Here is a 23,186-nt window from a genome sequence, read left to right on the forward strand (position 1 = left end):
CGGTTTCGGTTCGGCAAAGCGCCGGGTTGTAAGAAGCGCGATGCTGCCTTGTCGAACTCGCCCCCGAAACGAGGACCCCCGAAACGAGGACCCCCGAAACGAGGACCCTTGAGACGAAGATCATCGAAACGAAGTCCGGGGGCGTTGGTGTGAGGCTTAAAGGATCGTTTGGTCCGGCGTGCCCAAAAATCCCCCGCCAGAATACTCATCAGCGCCTTGACTTCAAATGTAACGTTATATCATTATCGCCGCCCGGTTAACTCGGCGAATCAGGCATAATTGGGAGGCCCAGAATGATCCGACGTTTATGCGCGGCCATTTTCTTTTCCGCTTTGTTTCTTCCCCTGCCCAGCCTCGCCGAGGAAAAGTCGCGTGTCACCATTGCATCACCCTGGGAGGTTTCAAGCTTCGATACCGCCGTTTCCGGTTTCGCAATCCAGGCGCTCGAAATCATGGAAAACCTGGTGGATGCCGATGAAACCGGTGCCCTTCAACCCGGTCTCGCGACCTCCTGGTCCGCTTCGGATGATGGGCTGACCTGGACGTTTCAACTGCGCGACGGCGTGACCTTCCACGATGGCACCGCATTTGATTCTGCTGCCGCAGCGCAGTCCCTGACGCGGTCCTGGCAAAAGCCCGGTGTCTTGGCCAAGGCCCCGGTGACCGGGGTTTCGGCCAAGGGGGACGCTGTTGTCTTCACTCTGGAAAGGCCTTTTGCGGCCTTGCCTGCAATCCTGGCCCATGCGACGACCATCATCCAGGCGCCCAGCGCGCTCGATGCGGACGGCCAACCCAGCGCCTTGATCGGAACAGGGCCTTTCAAGGTCGAGCGTTTCACGCCACCGCAGAGCATCGATCTCCTTCGTAACGACTCCTATTGGGGCGCCGCGCCGAAGATCCCGGCAGCCAGCTACCTCGCGGCAGGGCGCGCCGAGACCCGGGCGTTGCTGGCCGAGAGCGGTGACGCGGACATGGTATTCACCCTCGATCCTTCGGGCTTTGCGCGCCTGGAGAACGTGGACAGCGTCAAGACCCTCGCGGTGCCGATCCCGCGTGTCGTGACCCTCAAGGTCAATGCCGCGCATCGGTTCTTCAGCGATCCCCGCGCGCGTCAGGCGTTGAGCCTTGCAATCAATCGCGATGGCATTGCGACCGCCATCACCCGCTTCCCGGAAGCGGCGGCCGGTCAACTCTTCCCGCCGGCGCTCAGTGGCTGGCATGCCCCCTCACTGCCGCGCCTTGGCTATGACGTGGAGGCGGCGAAGGGTCTGCTTGCCGAGCTTGGTTGGACGGCGGGCGACGACGGTATCCTGGTAAAGGATGGCGAGCGCTTTTCCATCCTGCTGCGCACTTTCCCCGACCGGCCCGAACTCCCGCTGATGGCGGCGGCGCTTCAGGACCAGTGGCGCGAGATCGGCGTGGAACTGCAGGTGAGTGTCGCCAGCTACTCCGAGATTCCGGCCGGCCATCAGGACGGTACGCTGCACGTCGCCCTCTATGCGCGTAACTACGCACTGACGCCGGACCCGATCGGCACGGTCTTGCAGGATTTCGGCCCCGGTGGCGGTGACTGGGGCGCCATGGGATGGGAAAACACAGAGGTGGCTGACGCCCTGACCGCCATTTCTGCAACAGGCGACCAGGCGCTCCGGTCCAAGGACATTGCCAAGGTGGCCCGCATCCTCCACGACGAACTGCCGGTGATCCCGATTGTCTGGTATCAGCACACGGTTGCCGTCGCCTCCGGATTGCAGGGGGTGGTCATCGATCCGCTGCAACGCAGTTATGGTCTGAGCAAGGTCTCCTGGTCGGAATGACGACTGCCCGGCCTTTTCTTACGATCCTTGCCCAGCGCGCGCTGCAGGCTTTCATCGTCGCCTTCATTGTGGGCATCGTGAGCTTCGCCATGATGCAGGCGCTGCCTGGCGATGCGGCTTACCGGATCGCGGCTGGCCGCTATGGCTACGATATGATGGATGCCGCTGCGGCAGAGGCGGTTCGGGTGGAACTGGGTCTTGACCGGCACTGGATTGTACAGCTTTTTGATTGGCTCGGCGCCTTGGCGCAGTTCGACCTCGGCCGGTCTCTTGTCTACGGTTCCCCGGTCATCGACGAGATCAGCGTGCAGCTTGGGTATTCGCTGCTTCTCGCCGCTGGCGCGGTCATTGCCTCGCTTCTTATCGCGGTGCCCGTCGGGATCGCGGCTGGCCTGAAGCCCGGCGGCTTGGTGGACAGGGTGACCCTGGCGATTTCGATTTTCGTGCGGGCGATCCCCGCCTTCGCGCTTGGCGTCGTTTTGGTTCTGGCCTTTGCCGTGCAACTGAAGCTCTTTCCCGTGGCCGGCTTTCGTGGACCTGAGCATCTGGTGCTGCCGTCCTTGACCCTCGGCCTGGGCCTTGCCGCCGTTTCGAACCGTGTGGTGCGCGATGCGGTGGCCGACGCAATGGCTGCGGAGTGGCAGCTGTTCGCCCGCACAAAGGGGCTTTCGGCGCGCCTCTCCGTTCTGCGCCACGTCCTGCGCAATGCCTCGCTGCCCGTCGTCACCTATGTCGGTGTGCAGATGGCCTACCTGATCGAAGGCGTCGTCATCGTCGAGACCGTCTTTGCCTGGCCCGGCATCGGTCACGCCCTTGTCCATGCAATCTTTGCCCGTGATGTCGCCATGGTTCAGGGGACCGCTCTCACACTCGGCCTGATCTATGTGGCGCTCAACCTTGTCATCGACCTCGCCTGCCGTGGCATCGATCCAAGGACACGCTCCGCATGACGGATCAAACGCAGACCGGCGCCATGCCCCGGCCCCGCCGCGCCTGGCCGCGGATCAGACCCGCTCGGGGACTTGGCTTCACGCTTCTCGCACTTCTGGCCTTGTGCGCCGTTGCCGGGCCGGACCTTGTGGGCCAGGACCCGGCCAAACAGTCGCTGCTGGACGCGCGGCAACCGCCAAGCGCCGCGAATCTTCTGGGCACCGACCATCTGGGCCGGGACATGGCAGCCCGCCTGCTGTCGGGTGCGCAGCTTTCGCTTTCGCTTGCCGTGCTGTCGGTGCTGACGGCCGGGCTGCCGGGAACCTTGCTGGGGATCGCTGCTGCCTGGTACGGAGGCTGGACCGACCGGCTGTTGACCAGTTTCGCCGACGCGGTCCTTGCCCTTCCCGGGCTCTTGTTGGTGTTGATGCTCGCGGCAATCTCTCCGGGGTCATGGTGGGCTCTCTATGCGGGCATCTCGCTGACCCTTTGGGTGGAGTACTTTCGCTACACCCGCCAGCGCGCGCGGATCGTGATGGCGGAGCCGGCTGTGGAAGCGTCGCGTCTCTTGGGTCTGACGCCGGCTCTTATCATTCGCCGCCACCTTCTGCCGGAAATCGGCCCCGGCCTGCTGACGATTGCAGCCTTCGGTGCCGCAACCGCGGTCACGGCCGTCGCCGCGCTTGGCTTCGTCAGTGTGGGCGTGCGCCCGCCCACCGCCGAGTGGGGCGTGATGATGACCGAGCTTCTGCCCTATTGGCGCGAAGCACCCTTCTTGATTCTGCAGCCCGTCGCCTGTCTTGTGATTACCGTCCTCGCGCTCCACCTCAGTGTTGGCGGAATGCGCCGGCCATGACTGTTAGTGACACGCCCAGTAGTGACACGCCAAGCATCGCTGTTGATGCGCTCTCGGTGTTTTTCGGCGCCACCAGACTTCTGGGCCCGGTGAGTTTCCGGGTTGCGGCGGGTGAAACGCTGGCCATCATGGGCGAAACCGGCGCGGGCAAGAGCCTCGCCGCGCAGGCAATCCTTGGCATACTGCCCAAAGGCCTGCGTGCGGAAGGCAGCATTACGATCAATGGCCGCCGGGTCGATACCCTCGGACCGGCCGAGCGCTCCGCGCTCTGGGGGCGCGAGATTGCGACGCTTCCTCAAGAGCCGTGGCGGGCGCTTGACCCCTTGATGCGGGCCGGGCCGCAGGTGACTGAGGCTCACCGTTATGTCGCCGGTTTGCCGCTAGAGGGCGCGCGGAAGGCATGTGCTCGTGATTTTGAGACTCTGGGCCTTCAGGGTGCAGAGCGGCGCCTGCCCGCTGCGCTGTCGGGCGGCATGGCTCAGCGTGTCGCCTTTGCCGCCGCAACGGCAGGCCAGGCTCCGATCCTGTTGGCCGACGAGCCGACGAAGGGATTGGATGCGGAACGCCATGCCCGCGTGGTTGGTTTGCTCGCCCAAGTGCCTGAGGATGGCGGAGCGCTCTTGGTGATCACGCACGAAGTTGCGGTGGCACGCGCGCTCGGCGGTGACATCACTGTGTTGCGCGATGGCCGCGTGATCGAGGAAGGCCAGACCCGTCACGTTTTGGCGAAACCGCAAGCGCCCTACACGCGCGATCTTTTGGCGGCAGATCCGGAAGCTTGGCCGAAATCCGAGAACCCAACCGACGGCGCTATCGTCCTCACCGCCAAGGATCTGGCCGTCACCCGGGGAGAGCGGGTGCTGATCGAGGGCTTCGATCTGTCTCTGCGCGCGGGGGAACGGGTCGCTGTCACGGGCCCCAGCGGCATCGGCAAGACCACGCTTCTCGACACGCTTGCAGGCTTGATTGCGCCAGCGCAGGGAAGCGTTCAGCGGGCCGCAGGCCTGGGGCGGCACGCGGTGCAAAAGCTTTACCAGGATCCGCCTGCCGCTTTTCCACCGCACGTGTCGTTGGAGCGAAGCCTGCGAGATATCGCCCGCCTGCATGGCGTCGCTTGGGATCGCGTCACGGAGTATTTGACTGCCTTGAACCTTTATCCCGACATGCTGAAGCGGCGCCCGGACGCGGTATCGGGCGGAGAGTTGCAACGGATTTCGGTTGCCCGCGCGCTTACCGTTGGGCCGGCGGTTCTGCTTGCCGATGAGCCGACCAGCCGACTGGACCCTATCACACAGCGTCAAACGCTCGAGCTGCTGTCGGAGATTACAAAAGATCAAGGCATCGCCATTGTGCTGGTCACGCATCATGCCGCCATCGCGGAAAACTGGGCGCACCAATCGATCACCCTTAGGGCACCTGCCTGAGCAGGTTTTATGGCCCCACCGATTCGCCGGAATATGAGGTCAAGCCCATCCGGCTGTAACGACCTCGGCAATTCGTAGGCTGTTCCACGGCGGTCCAAAAGAATCAAAAAGCAGTGTGAAGGGCTCCAGCAGTCGTTGATCTAGGTTAAGGCGCTGGCTGCCGTCAAGCCGCAGTGTCGGGGCGGGAGGTGGCTCCGCTATGGCTGCACAGAACAAAGACGAACTGCTCGCTGTTTCCAAGAAGGAATTCGGGAAACTCGAAAAGCTGACGAGTCAAGTTGACCCGCCCTCAGCCTTGATCAAGGACGATGAAGACACGTCCGTTAAGGACATCATTGCCCATCGCGCACACTGGATTGACTTGTTTCTCGGCTGGTACAGGGATGGGCTGGCTGGCAAACCTGTGCACTTTCCGGCTGAAGGCTACAAGTGGAATGAACTGAAGCGTTACAACGCGGACCTTAGGGCGCAGCAGGCGGACATCGATTGGGATGAAGCCCTGGCCATGTTGCGCAAGAACCATGGGAGGCTGCTGCGCCTGCTACAGCGTTGCTCGAACGAAGAACTCTATGGCGGGCCCATGAAGGGGGCGAACAACAACTGGACGCCGGGCCGCTGGGCCGAAGCCGCAGGCCCGAGCCACTTCCGGTCGGCCGCCAAGTACATCCGGTCGCGTTTGAAAGTCATGACCTGATGTTTGATCGCTGAGCCCCAATTCTGAGCCCCTCACGCGGCGACGTGAATGCCGATCTTGCCGATGTGGGATTTGGTCAAGAAGGCTTCCTGAGCTGCATGGAGGTCGCGCAGCGGATAGGTCTCCGCCACCACCGGCCGGATTTCCCCTGTTTCGATATAGCCTACAAGATCGGTGAATATGGTCGCCGGTTGATGGGTGCTGCCGAGCAGCGAGAGGTCGCGCAGGTAGAGGGTGCGCAGATCAAGCTCGACAATGGGGCCGGCAATCGCACCGGAAGTCACGTAGCGTGCGCCATTGCGCAGGGCGTCGACCAGTTCGGTCCAGCGCGGCCCGCCGACCAGGTCCAAAACGACATCGAAGGCGCGTTCGGGAAAAGGGTCATTGCGATCGAGCGTTTCATCGGCGCCGAGGCTCAGCAGATCCGCCGCCTTTGCCGCTGTGGTCACAGCGGTCACCCGGGCGCCGCGGCGTTTTGCCAGTTGGATTGCGGCGGAGCCGACGCCGCCGGAGGCGCCGGTGACAAGAACGCGCTCGGCGCCCAGACCGGCCCGCTGAATCATTCCCTCAGCCGTGGAAAAGGCGCAGGGAAAGGAGGCAAGTTCGATATCGGAGAGGTCTGAACGTATGGCGACAGCATCTTCCGATGCCGTGGTCGCGTACGCGGCAAAGGCGCCGTCGCTCTCCGATCCGAAGGTCGCCGTTGACGGCCCGGCGTCCGAGGAGGCCGGGGATTGCAGCGCGCGGACCAGCACGCGCTCGCCGATCCGGTCGCCGGGGACCCCCTTGCCCAGGGCGACGATTTCACCGCAGCAGTCCGCCCCCTGGATACGCGGGAAGCTCAAAGCGTTGCCGGCCCAGCCGCCATCCTTGTCCGCCGCCGCACCGTAGCCTGCCGATGCGCCGGAAGCCGTGCCGCCGCGCACGCTTTTGGAGTACCAGCCGCTGCGCGTGTTGATGTCGGTGTTGTTCACCGCCGAGGCCCCGACCCTGATCAGCACTTCGCCCGCGGCGGGGCAGGGGACGGGCAGGTCCTCTCGCCAAACCAGTTTCTCAAGGCCGCCATGTCCCGTCAGGATCATGCCCTGCATCGTTTTGGGGAGTGTCATGCCCGTTCCTCGGTAGAATGACTGCTCTACTTGTTGAGGTAGAGGGTTTACTCTACACGGTCAAGGATGACGGACACGATGACCAAGATCGCCGCCGGTCTCGAAAGGGCCTTCGCGCAGAAAGGCTTCGCGGCGCCGAGTGTGGAGACGCTCAGGGATGCGGCGGGCGTCAGCCTGCGCACGCTGTACAAGTACACGCCGTCGCGCGAGGAAATGGTTCATGCTGCGCTGGAACACCGGCACCGGCGCTATATCGAGCAGGTCTTTCACGATCTGCCCGAGGATGGCGACCTGGCGCTTTCGGCCGTTATCGACCGGGTCGCGACCTGGATGGCCCGGGAAGCCTCGCACGGCTGCCTGTTTCATGCCGCCGTCGCCGCGGCGCCGCAGGACCGGCGGCTGCGGGCCCTGCTTAAACGGCACAAGGCCGAGGTGGCCGAGCGCGCCGCGGCGGCCATCGGCAGACCCGATCACGACGTCGAGCTGACGATCATCCTTGAGGGGCTCACGCAGAGCTGGCCGCTCTGCGGTGACGCAGCGGTTGCCAGCGCGAAGAAGATGGCCAAGGCATTGATAGAGCCGGCCTAGCGCGCCTGTTCCAGGCCGGCGCGGGCCAGTTCGTCGGCGCGCTCGTTCTCCGGGTGGCCGGCGTGGCCTTTTACCCAGTGCCAGCGCACCTCGTGGGGGTCGAGGGCCTGCTCGAGGCGCTGCCAGAGATCGACGTTCTTCACCGGCTTCTTGGCGGCGGTCTTCCAGCCGTTGCGTTTCCAGCCGTGGATCCACTTGGTGATGCCGTCGCGCAGGTAGGTGCTGTCGGTGTGCAGGTCGACCAGGGAGGGGCGCTTCAGCGCCTCCAGCGCCATAATCGCCGCCAGCATCTCCATGCGGTTGTTGGTGGTGCCCGCCTCGCCGCCGCAGAGTTCTTTCTCGGTTCCCTTGAAGCGCAGCAGCGCCCCCCAGCCGCCGGGCCCCGGGTTGCCCGAGCAGGCGCCGTCGGTGAAAATCTCGATGCTGTCGGTCTGTTCGTTCATACAGGCTCGAAAATCATGTTTGTTTTACAGGTCCAGGCCGTAGGCGCCGGGCCCGCGGACGTCCTGGTGAAACTGCAGCTTGCGCCAGTATTCCAACGGATCTTTCGGCTTTACGAAGGCCCCCTCCGGGTGATGCAGCCAGTCGTAGAGACGGGTCAGCAGAAAGCGCAGGGCCGATCCGCGGGCGAAGAGCGGCAGGGCCTTCAGCTCCGCCTCTGAGAAGGCCCGCTCGCGGGAGTAGGCCTGCAGCAGCATCCGTGCCTTGGTCACGTTGAAGGCATTGTCCTGCTCGAAACACCAGGCGTTGAGGCAGACGGCCAGGTCGTAGGCGAAGAAGTCGTTGCAGGCGAAATAGAAATCGATGATGCCGGTCAGGTTTTCCTGGCGGAAAAAGACGTTGTCCGGGAACAGATCGGCATGAATGACCCCGGCGGGCAGATCCTCCGGCCAGCTCGATTCCAGATGCGCCAGTTCACGCTCCAGCGCTTCGGCCAGGCCCGGCCGCACTTCGTCGGCGCGCTCCGCGCAGGCCTCCAGCAGCGGGCGCCAGCCGGTGACCGACAGGGCGTTCTCGCGGCGCAGCGCGTAGTCCGCGCCGGCCAGATGCATACGGGCGAGGGCGGCGCCCAGGCCAGAGCAGTGGAAGGTCTGAACGCGCCGGGGGGAGAGGCCCTCCAGAAAGGAAATCAGGGCGGCAGGCCGCCCGCAGAGCCGGCGCAGGGCCTTGCCGTCGGCGGCGTGCAGGGGTACGGGGCAGCTGATGCCCCGCCCGGCCAGGTGCTCCATCAGGCCGAGGAAGAACGGCAGGTCCTCTTCCGCCACCCGCTTTTCATAGAGGGTCAGAATGAAACTGCCTTTTTCCGCCTGCAGCAGATAGTTGGAGTTCTCCACCCCCTCGGCGATGCCCTTGAAGGACAGCAACTCACCCAGGTCGTAGTCCGCCACGAAGCTGGCAAGGTCTTCGGCTGAAACTTCGGTATAGACGGCCATCGCGGTCGGTCGGTCTGAGTTCGGGGTGTGAGGCTTTGAGAGGCTCGAGGGTGGCCGGGGTCAGCTCGCGACCTTGTCTTCGCTCAGGGCCTTGGGGTCTTCGCTCAGGGCCTTGGGCAGTTTGAAGATGACGTCCTCGATGGCGCCGCTGACTTCCTGGATCTGGATGTCGAAATGGTTGCGGCAGGCCTCGAGAACCTCTTCCACCAGTACCTCGGGCGCCGAAGCTCCGGCGGTCAGGCCCAGGGTCGAGATATCCGTCAACTGCGACCAGTCGATATCGTCAGCCCGCTGCACCAGCAGCGCTGTTTCACAGCCCTCACGATGCGCGACCTCGACGAGGCGCTGCGAGTTCGATGAATTGGGCGCCCCCACGACCAGAAGGGCATCGCAGTTTTGCGCGATCGATTTCACCGCCTCCTGACGGTTGGTCGTTGCGTAGCAGATGTCTTCCTTCTTGGGGCCGTTGATCTGTGGAAACCGCCGCCGCAGAACGGCGATGATCTCGCTGGTATCATCCACGGAGAGGGTGGTCTGGGTGATGTAGGCCAGGTTTTCGGGGTCCTTCACGGTGATGCGTTCGGCCTCGGCGACGTCTTCGACCAGGACGATCGACCCTTCCGGCACCTGACCCATGGTGCCGACCACCTCGGGATGGCCGGCGTGGCCGATCAGGAGGATCTGATGGCCCATGCGGGCGTGGCGTTCAGCCTCCCGGTGCACCTTGCTGACCAGCGGGCAGGTGGCGTCGAGGTAGAAGAGTTCGCGGCGTTCGGCCTCCGCCGGCACCTCTTTGGGGACGCCGTGAGCGGAGAAAATCACCGGAACCCCCTCCGGCACCTCGTCGAGCTCCTCGACGAAGACCGCGCCTTTGGATTCCAGGGATTCGACCACGAAGCGGTTGTGAACGATCTCGTGGCGCACGTAAACCGGTGCGCCGTACTTCTGAAGCGCCCGGTCGACGATCTCGATGGCGCGCTCCACCCCTGCGCAAAAGCCGCGGGGGTTGGCCAGGAGAACGGTGAGGGGCTTTTTCTGCATGCTCGTGTTCCATCTTCGCTTCGATCGTGCCGTCTCCGGCGCTGCGGTCCCAGGGCGGCGGTCCCAGGGCGGTCCCAGGTGTCTCGGGCCCTGGTACCTCCGTCTCGGGGCCCGCCCTGGCAAACAGGGGCCCCAAGCCAGCCCTTGTCGCCGGGGCGGTGGTTCCCTAAAGTCCGGCAAGCAACAAAAAGCCGGTTTCTCAAGTCAGCTTCGCCCCCGGTCGCCCCGGGCTCGACCATGCGGACAGTAGTATAGCCGGCCAGCAGAAGGAAGGCTTCATGACAGACCCCGTCCCCGCCCAGAAAGAGCCCTACAAGGTCGCTGTAGAGGCGGGAAAGAAGTATTTCTGGTGTGCCTGCGGGCGCAGCCAGAAGCAGCCGTTCTGCGACGGATCCCACTCGGGCACCGGCATCACGCCGGTGATGTACGAGGCTTCGGCCGCCAAGGACGTGTTTTTCTGCGGCTGCAAGGCAACCGGCAACCAGCCTCTCTGCGACGGCAGCCACAACAAGCTCTAAAAGAGCACTTAACCCGAGCGTTTCAAGTTATTCCGGTTTTCTCTGCGAGTTTTCATGCAATCGATTCTTCCGCAACTTTTCTCCCTTCGGACCGTTGTTTCGCTGTCTTGCCTGGGGGCGGTTCTCCTGGTGGCGGCCTGTGCCTCAGATGAGACGCCGCCGCCCTGTCCGGAGGTGGTGCTGCTGACCGATGCTTCAAAGCAGACCAAGTTCAACGGCCAGGGCCGCGACCTGACGGATGTGCTGTTCGAGGCCGAGCTCGAAGCCGGGCGTCTGGTTTGCGACTACGACGACAACGAAGTGGACGTCGATCTGCAGGTTCGGGTGATCGCCTCGCGCGGTCCCGCCAACAGCGACCGCCTGGCCAACATCAACTATTTCGTTGCCGTCGCCCGGGCCGATCAGACCGTGCTGGCGCGCAAATCCTTTGATATTGCCATTCCCTTCCCCGGCAACAGAACCAGGGTTTCGGGTCTGGAGGAGATCGGTCAGGTGATCCCCTTGGCCCAGGGTGAGGACGGGACCGACTATCGAATCTATCTCGGTTTCGATCTGTCGCCGGAGGAACTGCGCTTCAATCGGGCCAATCGCTGAAGAAACCCTGATTTTTCAGAAGCTTTCAAAGGGTTGCCCCCCGTTCACGGGAGAATGAAGGCCAACCGGTTGAAATTGGCCCTTATAGAGGCTAGCTTCTGCCGAGCAGGAAAGTGGTGTCACCAATTCATCGCTTTCAAGCCAAAGACCCCTAGCGGGAGAGACCGGTCTGTTCTGCAGCCCGGCGCCGAAGGAGCAACCGCCCCGGAAACTCTCAGGCAAAAGGACCGCAAGGGGGAGGCAATTCTGGAAAGTGGTCGCAGACCCGTTTCTTGAACGGTTGCGCCTCACCGAAGGAGTAAACCGGTCCGCGCCCGGCGCAGGGCTCCGGTGAATCTCTCAGGTATCCATGACAGAAGGGGCCGGAGCCGCCTGAGAAGGAGGGTCCGGCAGAACTGACCTTTTGTCGAAGGAGCCGGGTGTGGTGCAGGAAAACGAACCAGAGCCGAAACGAACATCCCTCTATGCGCTGCATCAGGAACTGGGCGGCAAGATCGTGCCCTTCGCGGGTTACGCCCTGCCGGTCCAGTATGCCGACGGAATCATGGCCGAGCATAAGCTTGCGCGCGAAGCGGCGGCTCTGTTCGACGTTTCCCATATGGGGCAGGTCCGCCTTGACGGGGCCGACCGCGTCGCCGCCCTGGAGGCTCTGCTGCCGGCGGAGATCGCCAAACTGGGCGAGGGGCGTCAGCGCTACAGCTTCTTTACCAACGACCAGGGCGGCATCCTCGACGACCTGATGGTGTCCAACCAGGGCGACTGGCTGTTCCTGGTGGTGAATGCCGCCTGCAAGGATGCCGACATTGCCCATATGAGGGCGAATCTGAAGGGTGACGTCCAACTGACGGTGCTGGAAGACCGCGCCCTGATCGCGCTGCAGGGGCCCAAGGCCGCCGATGTCCTGGCGCGTCTCGCACCCGGCGTGGAGACTTTGCGCTTCATGGACTGCAAGCCGATGACGGTCGACGGGGTCGACTGTCTGGTCAGCCGGGCCGGCTATACCGGCGAGGACGGCTACGAGATTTCGGTCCCCGCCGAGAAGGCCGAGGCCCTGGCGCGCCGCCTGCTGGCGGAACCGGAGGCGGGCCCGGCGGGGCTGGGCGCGCGCGATTCCCTGCGTCTGGAGGCCGGGCTCTGCCTTTACGGCCACGACATCGACGAGACCACCGGGCCCATTGAGGCCGATCTCGCCTGGGCGATCCAGAAGCGCCGCCGCGAAGAGGGCGGCTTTCCTGGCGCCGCTGTGATCCAGAAGCATCTGGCCGAAGGCGCGCCGCGCCGCCGGGTCGGGTTGCTGCCGGAAGGCCGCGCGCCGATGCGCGAGGGCACGCCCTTGAAGGATGCATCGGGCCGGGATGTCGGCCATGTCACCTCGGGCGGTTTCGGGCCGAGCGTCGGCGGGCCGGTTGCCATGGGCTATGTCGCCGCCGAGCAGGCGGCAGAAGGTACGGCGCTTCAGGCCGAAGTGCGCGGCAAGCTGATGCCCTGCCGGGTCGCGGCGCTGCCCTTCGTAAAACACAACTATTTCAGAGGCTAATCAGGGGGGAACCTTTTGCCATGAGCGAACGTCGTTACACCGAAGACCACGAATGGCTGAGCATTGATGGCGACGTTGCCGTCGTCGGCATCAGCAACCATGCCCAGGAACAGCTGGGCGACATCGTCTTCGTCGAACTGCCGGATGCCGGCAAGGCGCTGGAGAAGGGCGGGGAGGCGGCGGTGATCGAGTCCGTCAAGGCCGCCAGTGAGGTCTATGCCCCCGCCGACGGCGAGGTGCTGGAGGCAAACGAGGCGCTGACCGACGAGCCCGGCAAGGTGAACAGCGACCCGGAAGGGGACGGCTGGTTTTTCAAGATGAAGCTGTCCGATCCCAGCCAGGTCACCGATCTGATGGATGAGGCCGCTTACAAATCGTTTGTCGAGGGCCAGGGCTGAGCGGCGCTGCTTGCCGCCTTCAGTGTCGAACAGGGAGAGAAGCATGAGCGAAACAGAGCGCAGTCTGGTGGAACTGGAAGCCAAGGACGATTTCGTCCGCCGGCACATCGGGCCGGGTGAGCCGCAGATCCAGGCGATGCTGGGCAGCCTGGGGCTGGATTCGCTGGACGCCCTGATCGACAAGACGGTGCCGGCGGCGATCCGCAGCGCCTCGGCCATGCCCTTGCCGCCGGTGCGCAGCGAAAAGGAAGCGCTGGAGACCATGCGGGCCATGGCCGACAAGAACCAGGTCATGGTTTCGATGATCGGCATGGGTTATTCCAACACCGTCGTGCCCGGAGTCATCGTGCGACGGGTGCTGGAAAATCCCGGCTGGTACACCGCCTATACGCCCTATCAGGCGGAGGTCAGTCAGGGCCGGCTGGAGGCGCTGCTGAACTACCAGCAGATGATCATCGACCTGACCGGCATGGAACTCGCCAACGCCTCCCTGCTCGACGAAGCCACGGCGGCGGCCGAGGCCATGGCCATGGCCCACCGGGTCGCCAAGTCCAAGTCCGACAGCTTCTTCGTCGCCGCCGACTGTCATCCCCAGACCCTGGCGGTGCTGCAGACCCGCGCCAAGCCCATGGGCATCGCGCTGATCGTCGGGGACCCGCAAACCGAGCTTGCCGGCAAAGAGGTCTTTGGCGCGCTGCTGCAGTATCCCGGCAGCTTCGGCCATGTCCGCGACCTGACGCCGGTCATCGAGAAATTGCATGAACAGAGTGCGCTGGCCGTGGTGGCCGCCGACCTGCTGGCGCTCACCATGATCACGCCGCCGGGCGAAATGGGCGCCGACGTCGTGGTCGGCACGGCCCAGCGCTTCGGCGTGCCGCTCGGCTACGGCGGCCCGCATGCGGCCTACTTCGCCACCCGCGAGGCCTACAAGCGCTCGGTCCCCGGCCGGCTCATCGGTGTCTCCGTGGATGCCGAGGGGCGTCCGGCGCTGCGCATGGCCCTGCAGACCCGGGAGCAGCACATTCGCCGGGAAAAGGCGACCAGCAACATCTGCACGGCGCAGGTCCTGCTGGCGATCATCGCCGGTCTCTACGCCACCTATCACGGCCCGGACGGCCTTAAGACCATCGCCGGGCGGGTGCACCGCCTGACCGGTATCCTGGCGGCCGGACTGGGCCGCCTCGGGTTTGCCGTGGAAAACGAGACCTTCTTCGACACCCTCTGCGTTTCGGCGCCGGGTAGGGCGGAGGCCCTGGTGGCCGCCGCCTGCGAGGCTGGTATCAACCTTCGGCCCATCGACGGCGACCGCGTCGGCATGTCCCTGGACGAGGTGACCACCCGCGAGCATGTGGAGCTGCTGCTGGGCGTCTTTGCCGGTGGACCTGCGGCATCAGCGGAATCGCTGGAAGGCGAGGCGGTGGCCGGCATCCCCGGCGGCCTGCAGCGCCAGAGTGACTTCCTCACCCATCCGGTGTTCCATCTCTACCATGCAGAAACCGAAATGATGCGCTACCTGCGCCGTCTCCAGGCCAAAGACATCGCCCTCGACCGCTCGATGATCGCGCTCGGCTCCTGCACCATGAAGCTGAATGCGACGACCGAGATGGAACCGGTCACCTGGTCGGAGTTCAGCGACCTGCATCCCTTCGCGCCGCGCGAACAGGCGGCAGGATATGCGCAGCTCTTCGACGAGCTGCAGAGCATGCTCTGCGCGGTGACCGGCTTCGACGCCGTTTCGCTGCAGCCCAACGCCGGTTCCCAGGGCGAATACGCCGGGCTGATGACCATCTGCAAGTATCATGAGAGCCGCGGCGAAGCGCATCGCGACGTCTGCCTGATCCCGTCATCCGCTCATGGCACCAACCCGGCTTCGGCCATCATGGCCGGACTGAAGGTCGTGGTGGTCGCCTGCGACGATCAGGGCAACGTCGATGTGGATGACCTGCGTGCCAAGGCCGAACAGCACCGGGAGAGCCTGGCCGCGCTGATGGTGACCTATCCCTCGACCCACGGCGTTTTCGAAGAAGCGATCCGTGATATCTGCGCGGTCATTCACGACAACGGCGGACAGGTTTACATGGACGGCGCCAATCTGAACGCCTTGCTGGGCGTCTGCAAACCGGGGGAGATCGGCGCTGACGTCTCCCACATGAACCTGCACAAGACCTTCTGCATTCCTCACGGCGGCGGCGGGCCCGGCATGGGCCCGATCGGCGTGATGGCTCATCTGGCGCCCTTCCTGCCGGACCATCCGGTGGTTCCCGGGGTAAACCCGGCGGCGGGCGCGGCGGGCACCATCGGTGCGGTCTCGGCGGCGCCCTGGGGGTCCTCGAGCATCCTGCCGATCTCCTGGGCCTACATCGCCATGATGGGCGCCGAGGGACTGACCCGGGCGACCCAGCTGGCGATTCTCAACGCCAACTACATCGCCGCGCGTCTGGCCCCGCATTATCCGGTTCTCTACACCGGGCAGAACGGCATGGTGGCGCATGAGTGCATCATCGACTTCCGGCCGATCAAGGAAGCCTGCGGGATTTCCGTCGAGGATGTCGCCAAGCGTCTGGTCGACTATGGCTTCCACGCCCCGACCATGTCTTTCCCGGTGGCCGACACCATGATGATCGAGCCGACCGAGAGCGAGGCGATGCGGGAGATCGACCGCTTCTGCGATGCCATGATCGCCATCCGCCAGGAAATCGCCGAGGTCGAAGGCGCCGCCGCCGATGCCAAGAACAACCTGCTGCGCAACGCCCCCCACACCCATCACCTGCTGATGGGTGAGACCTGGGACCGGCCCTACGACAAGCAGCGTGCTTTCTTCCCGTTGAAAGGCAGTCAGGACGACAAGTTCTGGCCCCCGGTCGCCCGCATCGACAACGTCGCCGGCGACCGCAATCTGGTCTGCACCTGTCCGCCCATGGAGGCCTACCAGGAGGCGGCGGAGTAGGGGGCTAAAACCCCCTCACCCCGACCCTCTCCCACGGAGGGGAGAGGGGGAACCAAAAAAAGGGTCGCTCCTGAAACCCTCTCCCCTCATGGGAGAGGGAGGGACCCGCGTCAGCGGGAGGGTGAGGGGGCTTTGTCTCAAACGGCTCGGTCAATGATCTTCACACTCGGTCGTTTCGGCCCAGCGCCGCCCCTCAGTACCGCTGCCTGACCGCGCTGAGGTTGGTGATGACGTAGTCGTAGTTGTTCAGGATCCACAGCAGCGACTCGACCTTGGTCTGATCGTCGAACGGGTTGCGGGTGAACTTGCCGTAGCTCTTGCCGTTTTTGTCGCGCACCTCCGGCCCCTCGAAGGAATGGGGATGCCAGGGGCTTAGTTCCTGATAGGGCGAACCGTAGATACCGGTCTTGCTCCAGATCGTCGCGTTGTCGAATTCCGATCCGTGGGGCCCGAGCTGATTCCAGATCGAACTGCTGTCGAAGCGCGAGCAGTTGAGGCAGCCCAGAAAGACGTTCTGGTCCTTGCCGCCGTAGAGCAGATATTTCGGCGCCTGCGCCTGCGCGGAGTCGGTTCCGCCGGTCAGCAGGAACGCCATCGCCCAAATGGCGTAGAGCCTTCGCAGGGTGCCAGGCAGCCTCATGAGATCGGTGAGCGTTGTCATACGGGTTTGTCGCCGGAAGCCGCTAAGAGGTTCAAGAGGATGCAGAGCGAAGGGCTTAACAAAGAGCCCCCTCACCCCGACCCTCTCCCACAAGGGGAGAGGGGGAACAAAGCTCGACGGGGTACTATTTCCCTCTCCCCTTGTGGGAGAGGGAGGGGCCCGCGCAGCGGGAGGGTGAGGGGGAAACCTCAGAACGCACAAAAAAACGCCCGACCCTCATTGGAGGACCGGGCGTTTGTCGATCTGGGACTGAACCGAAGTGCCTAGTGCAGCTTCTGGCCGAGGTCCCGGATGGCCTGATCGACCATGGCCTGGTCTCGGTTGGGGTCGACGTTTTCGGAGAGCAGCTTGGCGGTGGCGGCCATGGCCATGTCGACCGCCTGCGCCCGGACGTCCTGGATGGCCTGGGTTTCGGCCTGGGCGATCTTTTCCAGGGCGGCTCGCTCGCGCCGCGCCAGAACCGCCTTCAGATCTTCGCTGGCCTGGTTGCGCAGCAGTTCGGCCTCATGCTTGGCATTGGCCAACATCTCCTCGGCCTCCTTGGCGGCGTCGCGCTGCTTGCGCTTGTACTCCGCCAGAGCCTTCTGCGCTTCCTCGCGCAGGCGCTGGGCCTCGTCAAGCTCGCTCTTGATGCGGTCGGCGCGGGCGTCAAGCCCGTCCAGCACCGGCTTGCGGGCCTTCCAGTACATCAGGCCCATGAAGATGACGAAGGCAACGGCAACCCAGAATGTCGGATCGTTCAGCATCAGCGGCCTTCCCCTTTGACCTGGCTTCCCATCACATCACCAACCACCCGGGCGACTTCCTGGCCGCCGGCCTTGACGCCGATCAGCTTTTCCGTCGCTGCGACCACGACCTCGGAAACCGTGCCTTCCAGGCTGGCCAAGGCGGCGGACTTGGCGGCCGCGATGCGGGCCTCCGCCTCTTCGGTCTGGGCGGAGAGCTTGGCCGCCAAGGCCTCGGTCTCCCGCTCCGCCTCTTCCTTCAGGGCGTCGTGGGTGGCCTGCAGCTCCTGATGGGCGGAAGCCTGGGCGTCGGCACGCATTTTCTCGTACTCGGCCAGAATGGCTTCGGCTTCTTCCTTCAGGGCCGTCGCCTTTTTCAGGTCGTCGTCGAGCTTGCGTTGCCTTGCCTCCAAAACCTCAGAGATGCGCGGCAGGGCGACCCGCCAGACGATCAGGTAGAGGGCGACAAAAGTCAGCGTCAGCCAGAAAAGCTGCGTCGGCCAGACGGTAGGATCGAGTTGGGGCATGGCCCGCGTCCTCTCACTCTCTCAAGAATGTCTCTGGCGGTATGTAGTGTCCCGGCGGGCAAATTGAACCCGCCGGAGCGCTTTTCCCGTCAGTGACGCGCCACCGGAGCTGATTCCCAGAGGGGAAATGTCCGGCGGGCTGACTCCCGTGGGCTTCTAGCCGAAGAGAATCAGCAGCGCGATGACCAGCGCGAAGAGCGCGATGGCTTCAACCAGTGCGAAGCCCAGCATGGTCATCGTGAAGACTTCACCGCGAGCGGCCGGATTGCGGCCGACGGCAACGATGAAGGAGGAGAAAATGTTGCCGATACCGATACCCGAGCCGATGACGCCGATAACGGCAAGGCCCGCGCCGATGACTTTGGCGGCTTCAAGTTCCATTGTTAAAGCTCCCTTTGAGGTAAACCTGAGAAAAGATGGTTGTGGATGGATGCTGCGGGCCCTGCGGGTCCCCTTTTGCGTTTTACGGCAGTCTTAGTGCAGGTGCAGCGCGTCGTTGATGTAGAGACAGGTCAAAATCGCGAAGACATAGGCCTGCAGGAAGGCGATGAGGATCTCCAGACCCGTCAGCGCCACGACCAGCGCAAAGGGCAGGATGCCGAAGACACCGAGAAGGCCGATGAAACCGGCGATCACCTTCAACAGGGTGTGACCGGCCAGCATGTTGGCGAAGAGACGGACAGAGAGGCTGATCGGGCGCGAGAGGTAGGAAATCACCTCGATCGGGATCAGCAGCGGCCACATGGCGACCGGCGCCCCCGGCGGCACGAAGAAAGAGAAAAAGTGCATGCCGTGCTTGGCGACGGCCAGGATCGTCACGCCGGTGAAGACCAGCATCGCCAGGGCGAAGGTCACGATGATGTGGCTGGTGAAGGTGAAGCTGTAGGGCACCATACCCAGCAGGTTGCCGAAGAGCACGAACATGAAGAGCGTGAAGACGATCGGGAAGTAACGACGGCCTTCGGAGCCGACGGTGTCGGATATCAGTCCGGCGATGAACTCGTAGGAGAGTTCGGCCAGGCTCTGCATCCGCCCGGGCACCAGCGCACCGCGACGCATGCCGAGAATCAGAAAGGCGGAGATCAAAACCAACGTCGTGACCATCATCAGCGATGAATTGGTGAAATCCAGAGTACCGATCTCACCATGGTCGCGTGCCGGGAACAGGCCCTTGATCTCGAACTGTTCCAGGGGGCTATGTGCGCCGCCGCCTTCAGCCATCTTTTAACCCTTATCCGTCCTTGTCCTGCCTGTCGGCAGGCTTTTGCCCCTCATTGGACTCCGCGGACCCGGCCGTCTCGCTTTTTCCGCGATATCCGACCTGCCCGCCCAAACCACCGACAACCCTGAAAACGTTCATAAATCCCGCGGTAGAGCCGAGAACGAAAAACAGCAGCAGAAACCAGGGTTTGGTCCCAAGCCACCGATCGAGGAAGTATCCGATCGCAACACCGACGATAAGCGCCGCCACGATCTCGACCCCGATCCGCATCGCGAAAGCCAATCCTTTTCCCCGTTCGCCGGGGTCGGGCTTTGCGTTGCGCCGCTTGGCTTGCGCCGCGCGGAGATCTTCGTCCAGCTTTTCGAGAGATGGCGGGGGTGAGTCGTCTTGCATGCGCGCCTCCGTCCCACTCGCCGGGTGACCGTTCACTCCAAGGTTTGATGATGGTCCGAGCTGAATTCGCGCGCACAGTATGAAGACTCCTCCCCCCTGTCAAGGCGGAGAAAACCCGCTGATATCCTAGAGTCTCGGGACGAATCGTCTGCCCGGCTGCACCGTGGCGCGGCGCTGCCCGCTGCGGGTCTCGCAGGGCCGATTCGGCTGTTTCCGGATGACGGGTTGCGAAGCCCGGATCAGGCGCTTTCGCGCAGGGTCTCCTCGGCTCCCTGAAGGTCCACCGAAACCAGCTGGCTGATGCCGCGCTCGGCCATGGTGACGCCGAACAGGCGGTCGACCCGGGCCATGGTCATGCGGTGGTGGGTGATTACCAGGAAGCGTGTGTCCGTGGCCTTGGTGAGCTCGTCCACCAGGGCGCAGAAACGGTCGACATTGGCGTCGTCCAGCGGCGCGTCGACCTCGTCCAGCACACAGATCGGCGCCGGATTCGTCAAAAACACGCCGAACAGCAGGGCCAGGGCGGTCAGGGCCTGCTCGCCGCCCGAAAGCAGTGACATCACCTGCAGGCGCTTGCCCGGCGGGCTGGCCATGATCTCCAGGCCGGCGGCCAGCGGATCTTCGGATTCGGTAAGCTTCAGATGGGCCCGGCCGCCGCCGAAGAGGCGGACGAAAAGCTCGGAGAAATGGCTGTTCACCGCCTCGAAAGCCGCCAGCAGGCGTTCGCGCCCCTCGCGGTTGAGGCTGGCGATGCCCTGGCGCAGGCGGCTGATGGCGGCGATCAGGTCGCTGCGCTCCGACTGCATCCCGACGATCTGCTCGTCCAGTTCGGCGGCCTCGGCCTCGGCCCTCAGGTTCACCGCGCCCAGGTTTTCGCGCTCACGGATCAGGCGGGCCAGCTTGGTCTCCACGTCTTCGCGGGGCGGCAGTTCCTTGTCAGGATCTACCTCGCCGACCTGCAGGGCCTGCTCCAACTCGCAGGAGAGTTTCTCGCGGACCTTTTCGATCACAGTATCCAGGCTCTGGCGGCCCTGGGAGACGGCGCCCTCGCAGCGGATGCGGTTTTCCCGGGCGTTGGTCAGGCGGGTTTCCTCCGCCTTCAGCGCCTTGTCGGCCTCACCGAGGCGATTCTCCCCTTCGGCCAGGGCATCGGCGGCGTTGCGGCGGCGTCCGCTGGCCGCCTCGATGAGCTCCGCCAGGGCATCGCGGCGTTCGGCCAGGGCCAGGGGAACCGCTGCCAGGGTTTCGATTTCCTCCTGGGTGGCGCTGCGGCGCGCCTCAAGGTCGCTGAGATGCGCCTTAGCCTCTTCGGCGCGGCGCTGCCAGGACTGGAATTCGGTCGCAATGTCGCCCAGCCGGCGGCCGCGGGCCTCGGCCTCGCGCTTCAGCTGGTCGAGGCTGCCCTGGCGCTCCACCAGGTGGTCGCGTGCCGCGGCCAGGGTTTCGCGCAGTTCGTCGGCCTGCTGGTGCTGCAGATTGAGGTCGGGCAGGGCTTCCTGCTCGCTGTTGGCCTGGGCCAGCGTGCCTTCGGTTTCCCCGGCGTCGTTCTGGAGGCGCTCCAGGCTTTCGTCCAGCGCCGCCAGACGCGAGGCGACGGCGTTGGCTTTCTGAGCCAGGGCGCCGTGCTGCTGACGGGCCGTGCTTACGGCGTCGAAAGCGCCGGCTTCTTTCTCTCGGGCCGCTTTTTCGGCCTGTACGGCCTGCTCGACGGCGGTTTCCAGGGCGCTGTGGTCGGCCGCGGCCCTGGCGGCCTCGCGTTCGACGCCTTCCAGGTCTGCGCGCAGCTCGGCCAGGCGGTTGCGCTGGGCCATGCGCTGGGCGGCGGCGGTCGGCGCATCGGCCTTGGCGGTGAAACCGTCCCAGCGCCAGAGATCGCCCTGGCGGGTGACCAGACGCTGTCCCGGCCTGAGTTCGCCCTGCAGGCGCGCGCCAGCAGCCGCGTCCTCGACCACACCGATCTGCGACAGGCGGCGGTCCAGGGCCGCCGGGCCGCGCACCACGGCGGAGAGCGGCTCGGCCCCGGCGGGCAGGGGCGGGATCGCCGACAGCGGCGACAACTGTTCCCAATGGACCGGCGCCGCCTCGTCGGCGGGTACCGTCAGATCGTCGCCCAAAGCGGCACCCAAGGCGGCCTCGAACCCCGGATCGACGGAAACCGCGTCCACCACCGGCGGCCACATGTCGGCCTCCGCCGGCTCCAGGAGGGCGGTGAGGGCGGAAATCTCGGCTTCCAGCTTGGCCTGGGCGGCTTCGCGCTCACGCAGCAGGCCGCGTGATTCGGTTTCCCGGGCCCGGGCCGCCGCAGTTGCTTCCGAGGCCGCGGCGGAACCCGCCCGACTCTCGGTGAGGGCGGCCTCGGCCTGTTCCAACACCGCGTTGGCTGAGGCCAGCTCCGCTTCGGCGACGGTTTCGTTCTGCAGGGTCTCGCGCTGCCGGCGGGCCTCTTCGCGCTGGCTGCGCAGCCGCTGCAGCCGCTGGCTGAATTCGTCGATACGGCGCTGCAGGGCGGCGGCCCGTGCCTCGTCCTGGGCGATCTTGTTGGTGACCGCGGCGAGGGACTGTTCCAGTTCCTGGGTCTTGGCGGCGGCGCTGGCCCGCTCGGCCTCGGCAGCGGCCAGGCTTTCGCGTTCGCCCTCTGCGGCCTCGGTCAGGGTCTTGCGTTCGCCCTCCAGGCGCTCCTGCGCTGCCTGGGCGTCGCCGGCCAGGCTCTCGGCCCGGCTGCGGTCGCCCAGCAACTGGGCCAGGCGTTCCTCGGCCCGTGTCTTGGCTTCCTTCGCCTGAGCCTCTTCACGGTCCAGGGTGTCGCGGTCCACGTTCAGACGCTGCAGCGCGGCGGCGGCTTCCGCCTCGGCTTCGCGCAGGGCGGGCAGGGCGGAGGCCGCTTCGGCCTGTTCGCCGGAGCGGGCGGCGGCGGTCTGGGTTACCTCGGCGACGGCTTTTTCCGCCTCGGCATAGGCGGCTTCCGCCGATGCCAGCGCTTCTTTCGCCTCCTGGCCTTCCAGATGCAGGACAATGGCCTCGGAGCGGCGGATATGGTCGTTGACGTTGCGGTAGCGGGTTGCCTGGCGGGCCTGCTTCTTCAGGCCCTGAAGCTGGGTTTCCAGCGTGGCGATGACGTCGTCGAGCCGCTCCAGGTTGGTTTCCGCCGCGCGCAGGCGCAGTTCGGCCTCATGGCGGCGGGAATGCAGCCCGGTGATCCCGGCGGCCTCTTCCAGCAGGGAGCGGCGGTCGGCCGGCTTGGCGTTGATCAGGGCGCCGATCCGTCCCTGGCTGACCAGGGCGGTGGAGTGGGCGCCGGTGGCGGCGTCTGCAAACAGCAACTGGACGTCTCGCGCCCGGACTTCCTTGCCGTTCACCCGGTAGGTCGAACCGGACCCGCGGTCGATCTGGCGGGTGACCTCGATCTCGTCGAAGTCGTTGAACATCGCCGGCGCCTTGCGCTGGTCGTTGTTCAGGTAAAGCGTGACATCAGCCACATTGCGCGAAGGACGGTTGGCGCTGCCGGCAAAGATGACGTCGTCCATCTCCTTGCCGCGCATGCTCTTGGCCGAGGTTTCGCCCATGGCCCAGCGCAGGGCTTCGACAAGGTTGGACTTGCCGCAGCCGTTGGGGCCGACAACGCCGGTCATGCCCGGCTCGATGGACAACTCGGTCGCATCGACAAAAGACTTGAATCCGCTCAAGCGAAGCTTGGTGAACTGCACCACGCCCGGCTATTCCTCCCCTGCCGTCATACCTGCGACCATAAATCCCCCGCTGCTGGCCCCGGCGA

The 23,186-nt window shown here is 64.8% G+C and carries 22 protein-coding genes and 2 riboswitches; of the genes, 11 read left to right on the forward strand and 11 right to left on the reverse strand.

Translation table 11 applies throughout. The features are described from left to right. The first annotated feature begins 293 nt into the window (after positions 1-293). From ACP146_RS01975 to ACP146_RS01995, 5 genes are all read left to right on the forward strand, one after another. Positions 294-1,817, forward strand: a complete 1,524-nt coding sequence (locus tag ACP146_RS01975) for an ABC transporter substrate-binding protein (RefSeq protein ID WP_422365089.1) — start codon at positions 294-296, stop codon at positions 1,815-1,817. After that, positions 1,814-2,767 (forward strand): ABC transporter permease, encoded by a 954-nt coding sequence (locus tag ACP146_RS01980; RefSeq protein WP_422365090.1) that lies wholly within the window; start codon positions 1,814-1,816, stop codon positions 2,765-2,767. The genes ACP146_RS01975 and ACP146_RS01980 overlap by 4 nt, the downstream gene beginning before the upstream one ends. Continuing rightward, positions 2,764-3,603 (forward strand): ABC transporter permease, encoded by an 840-nt coding sequence (locus tag ACP146_RS01985; RefSeq protein WP_422365091.1) that lies wholly within the window; start codon positions 2,764-2,766, stop codon positions 3,601-3,603. The genes ACP146_RS01980 and ACP146_RS01985 overlap by 4 nt, the downstream gene beginning before the upstream one ends. A 56-nt stretch (positions 3,604-3,659) precedes the next feature. Beyond that, the gene (locus tag ACP146_RS01990) at positions 3,660-5,027 is read left to right on the forward strand and encodes an ABC transporter ATP-binding protein (RefSeq protein WP_422365092.1); all 1,368 of its coding nucleotides are present in this window, start codon (positions 3,660-3,662) and stop codon (positions 5,025-5,027) included. A 199-nt stretch (positions 5,028-5,226) separates the two neighbouring features. After that, positions 5,227-5,721 carry a ClbS/DfsB family four-helix bundle protein gene (locus ACP146_RS01995; protein ID WP_422365093.1) on the forward strand — a complete coding sequence of 165 codons (495 nt, stop codon included), beginning with the start codon at positions 5,227-5,229 and terminating at the stop codon, positions 5,719-5,721. A gap of 32 nt (positions 5,722-5,753) precedes the next feature. On the opposite strand, the gene ACP146_RS02000 is transcribed toward ACP146_RS01995, so the two are convergent. Next, a complete protein-coding gene (locus tag ACP146_RS02000; protein ID WP_422365094.1) occupies positions 5,754-6,830 on the reverse strand; it encodes an alcohol dehydrogenase family protein in 1,077 nt (358 codons plus the stop codon). Positions 6,831-6,908: 78 nt separating this feature from the next. Between ACP146_RS02000 and ACP146_RS02005 the strand changes: the two genes are divergently transcribed. After that, positions 6,909-7,418: a TetR/AcrR family transcriptional regulator gene (locus tag ACP146_RS02005; RefSeq protein ID WP_422365095.1), complete on the forward strand. Its 510-nt coding sequence runs from the start codon at positions 6,909-6,911 to the stop codon at positions 7,416-7,418. Here the strand turns inward: ACP146_RS02005 and rnhA are convergent. Genes rnhA through ispH form a run of 3 tightly spaced genes read right to left on the reverse strand, consistent with a single transcriptional unit; the run spans position 7,415 to position 9,892 of the window. Next, on the reverse strand, positions 7,415-7,861 hold the full coding sequence (gene rnhA / locus ACP146_RS02010; protein ID WP_422365096.1) for a ribonuclease HI: 447 nt from the start codon (positions 7,859-7,861) through the stop codon (positions 7,415-7,417). The genes ACP146_RS02005 and rnhA overlap by 4 nt on opposite strands. 24 nt (positions 7,862-7,885) lie before the next feature. Then, the gene (locus ACP146_RS02015; RefSeq protein ID WP_422365097.1) at positions 7,886-8,851 is read right to left on the reverse strand and encodes a homoserine kinase; all 966 of its coding nucleotides are present in this window, start codon (positions 8,849-8,851) and stop codon (positions 7,886-7,888) included. Between the two features lie 60 nt (positions 8,852-8,911). Next, positions 8,912-9,892, reverse strand: coding sequence for a 4-hydroxy-3-methylbut-2-enyl diphosphate reductase (gene ispH, locus ACP146_RS02020; protein WP_422365098.1), 981 nt, complete (start codon positions 9,890-9,892; stop codon positions 8,912-8,914). Between the two features lie 278 nt (positions 9,893-10,170). On the opposite strand from ispH, the gene ACP146_RS02025 reads away from it, so the two are divergent. The 5 genes from ACP146_RS02025 to gcvP all read left to right on the forward strand — a co-directional run bounded on the left by ACP146_RS02025 (position 10,171) and on the right by gcvP (position 15,886). Continuing rightward, the gene (locus tag ACP146_RS02025; RefSeq protein WP_422365099.1) at positions 10,171-10,410 is read left to right on the forward strand and encodes a CDGSH iron-sulfur domain-containing protein; all 240 of its coding nucleotides are present in this window, start codon (positions 10,171-10,173) and stop codon (positions 10,408-10,410) included. Between the two features lie 54 nt (positions 10,411-10,464). Beyond that, complete coding sequence (locus ACP146_RS02030) at positions 10,465-11,004, forward strand: hypothetical protein (RefSeq protein ID WP_422365100.1); 540 nt, start codon at positions 10,465-10,467, stop codon at positions 11,002-11,004. A gap of 145 nt (positions 11,005-11,149) precedes the next feature. Then, positions 11,150-11,244: riboswitch (glycine riboswitch) on the forward strand. Beyond that, positions 11,245-11,370, forward strand: a riboswitch (glycine riboswitch). 58 nt (positions 11,371-11,428) lie between these two features. After that, entirely contained in the window at positions 11,429-12,541 is a 1,113-nt protein-coding gene (gene gcvT, locus ACP146_RS02035; RefSeq protein WP_422365101.1) for a glycine cleavage system aminomethyltransferase GcvT, read from the forward strand. Between the two features lie 20 nt (positions 12,542-12,561). Continuing rightward, positions 12,562-12,939, forward strand: a complete 378-nt coding sequence (gcvH, locus tag ACP146_RS02040; RefSeq protein ID WP_422365102.1) for a glycine cleavage system protein GcvH — start codon at positions 12,562-12,564, stop codon at positions 12,937-12,939. A 43-nt stretch (positions 12,940-12,982) separates the two neighbouring features. Further along, a complete protein-coding gene (gene gcvP / locus ACP146_RS02045) occupies positions 12,983-15,886 on the forward strand; it encodes an aminomethyl-transferring glycine dehydrogenase (RefSeq protein ID WP_422365103.1) in 2,904 nt (967 codons plus the stop codon). A 193-nt stretch (positions 15,887-16,079) separates the two neighbouring features. Here the strand turns inward: gcvP and ACP146_RS02050 are convergent, their stop codons facing one another. The 7 genes from ACP146_RS02050 to smc all read right to left on the reverse strand — a co-directional run bounded on the left by ACP146_RS02050 (position 16,080) and on the right by smc (position 23,121). Continuing rightward, a complete protein-coding gene (locus ACP146_RS02050; RefSeq protein WP_422365104.1) occupies positions 16,080-16,547 on the reverse strand; it encodes a hypothetical protein in 468 nt (155 codons plus the stop codon). Between the two features lie 263 nt (positions 16,548-16,810). After that, positions 16,811-17,293 (reverse strand): F0F1 ATP synthase subunit B, encoded by a 483-nt coding sequence (locus tag ACP146_RS02055; protein WP_422365105.1) that lies wholly within the window; start codon positions 17,291-17,293, stop codon positions 16,811-16,813. Continuing rightward, positions 17,293-17,799 (reverse strand): F0F1 ATP synthase subunit B', encoded by a 507-nt coding sequence (locus tag ACP146_RS02060; RefSeq protein ID WP_422365106.1) that lies wholly within the window; start codon positions 17,797-17,799, stop codon positions 17,293-17,295. The genes ACP146_RS02055 and ACP146_RS02060 overlap by 1 nt, the downstream gene beginning before the upstream one ends. Positions 17,800-17,955: 156 nt before the next feature. Next, entirely contained in the window at positions 17,956-18,180 is a 225-nt protein-coding gene (locus tag ACP146_RS02065) for a F0F1 ATP synthase subunit C (protein WP_167229365.1), read from the reverse strand. 93 nt (positions 18,181-18,273) lie between these two features. Next, positions 18,274-19,020, reverse strand: coding sequence for a F0F1 ATP synthase subunit A (locus ACP146_RS02070; protein ID WP_422365107.1), 747 nt, complete (start codon positions 19,018-19,020; stop codon positions 18,274-18,276). 10 nt (positions 19,021-19,030) lie between these two features. Beyond that, entirely contained in the window at positions 19,031-19,414 is a 384-nt protein-coding gene (locus tag ACP146_RS02075) for an AtpZ/AtpI family protein (protein ID WP_422365108.1), read from the reverse strand. A gap of 239 nt (positions 19,415-19,653) precedes the next feature. Further along, positions 19,654-23,121 carry a chromosome segregation protein SMC gene (smc, locus tag ACP146_RS02080; RefSeq protein WP_422365109.1) on the reverse strand — a complete coding sequence of 1,156 codons (3,468 nt, stop codon included), beginning with the start codon at positions 23,119-23,121 and terminating at the stop codon, positions 19,654-19,656. Positions 23,122-23,186 lie beyond the last annotated feature (65 nt).

The sequence above is a fragment of the Pelagibius sp. genome (genome assembly GCF_965249265.1).
In the GTDB taxonomy this organism is placed as follows: domain Bacteria; phylum Pseudomonadota; class Alphaproteobacteria; order Kiloniellales; family Kiloniellaceae; genus Pelagibius.

Bases quoted from the DNA above. Each gene is read 5' to 3' on its own strand.
- ACP146_RS01975 (WP_422365089.1), top strand. From the start codon at position 294: ATGATCCGACGTTTATGCGCGGCCATTTTCTTTTCCGCTTTGTTTCTT.
- ACP146_RS01980 (WP_422365090.1), top strand. From the start codon at position 1,814: ATGACGACTGCCCGGCCTTTTCTTACGATCCTTGCCCAGCGCGCGCTG.
- ACP146_RS01985 (WP_422365091.1), top strand. From the start codon at position 2,764: ATGACGGATCAAACGCAGACCGGCGCCATGCCCCGGCCCCGCCGCGCC.
- ACP146_RS01995 (WP_422365093.1), top strand. From the start codon at position 5,227: ATGGCTGCACAGAACAAAGACGAACTGCTCGCTGTTTCCAAGAAGGAA.
- ACP146_RS02000 (WP_422365094.1), bottom strand. From the start codon at position 6,830: ATGACACTCCCCAAAACGATGCAGGGCATGATCCTGACGGGACATGGC.
- ACP146_RS02005 (WP_422365095.1), top strand. From the start codon at position 6,909: ATGACCAAGATCGCCGCCGGTCTCGAAAGGGCCTTCGCGCAGAAAGGC.
- rnhA (WP_422365096.1), bottom strand. From the start codon at position 7,861: ATGAACGAACAGACCGACAGCATCGAGATTTTCACCGACGGCGCCTGC.
- ACP146_RS02015 (WP_422365097.1), bottom strand. From the start codon at position 8,851: ATGGCCGTCTATACCGAAGTTTCAGCCGAAGACCTTGCCAGCTTCGTG.
- ispH (WP_422365098.1), bottom strand. From the start codon at position 9,892: ATGCAGAAAAAGCCCCTCACCGTTCTCCTGGCCAACCCCCGCGGCTTT.
- ACP146_RS02025 (WP_422365099.1), top strand. From the start codon at position 10,171: ATGACAGACCCCGTCCCCGCCCAGAAAGAGCCCTACAAGGTCGCTGTA.
- ACP146_RS02030 (WP_422365100.1), top strand. From the start codon at position 10,465: ATGCAATCGATTCTTCCGCAACTTTTCTCCCTTCGGACCGTTGTTTCG.
- gcvH (WP_422365102.1), top strand. From the start codon at position 12,562: ATGAGCGAACGTCGTTACACCGAAGACCACGAATGGCTGAGCATTGAT.
- gcvP (WP_422365103.1), top strand. From the start codon at position 12,983: ATGAGCGAAACAGAGCGCAGTCTGGTGGAACTGGAAGCCAAGGACGAT.
- ACP146_RS02050 (WP_422365104.1), bottom strand. From the start codon at position 16,547: ATGACAACGCTCACCGATCTCATGAGGCTGCCTGGCACCCTGCGAAGG.
- ACP146_RS02055 (WP_422365105.1), bottom strand. From the start codon at position 17,293: ATGCTGAACGATCCGACATTCTGGGTTGCCGTTGCCTTCGTCATCTTC.
- ACP146_RS02060 (WP_422365106.1), bottom strand. From the start codon at position 17,799: ATGCCCCAACTCGATCCTACCGTCTGGCCGACGCAGCTTTTCTGGCTG.
- ACP146_RS02065 (WP_167229365.1), bottom strand. From the start codon at position 18,180: ATGGAACTTGAAGCCGCCAAAGTCATCGGCGCGGGCCTTGCCGTTATC.
- ACP146_RS02070 (WP_422365107.1), bottom strand. From the start codon at position 19,020: ATGGCTGAAGGCGGCGGCGCACATAGCCCCCTGGAACAGTTCGAGATC.
- ACP146_RS02075 (WP_422365108.1), bottom strand. From the start codon at position 19,414: ATGCAAGACGACTCACCCCCGCCATCTCTCGAAAAGCTGGACGAAGAT.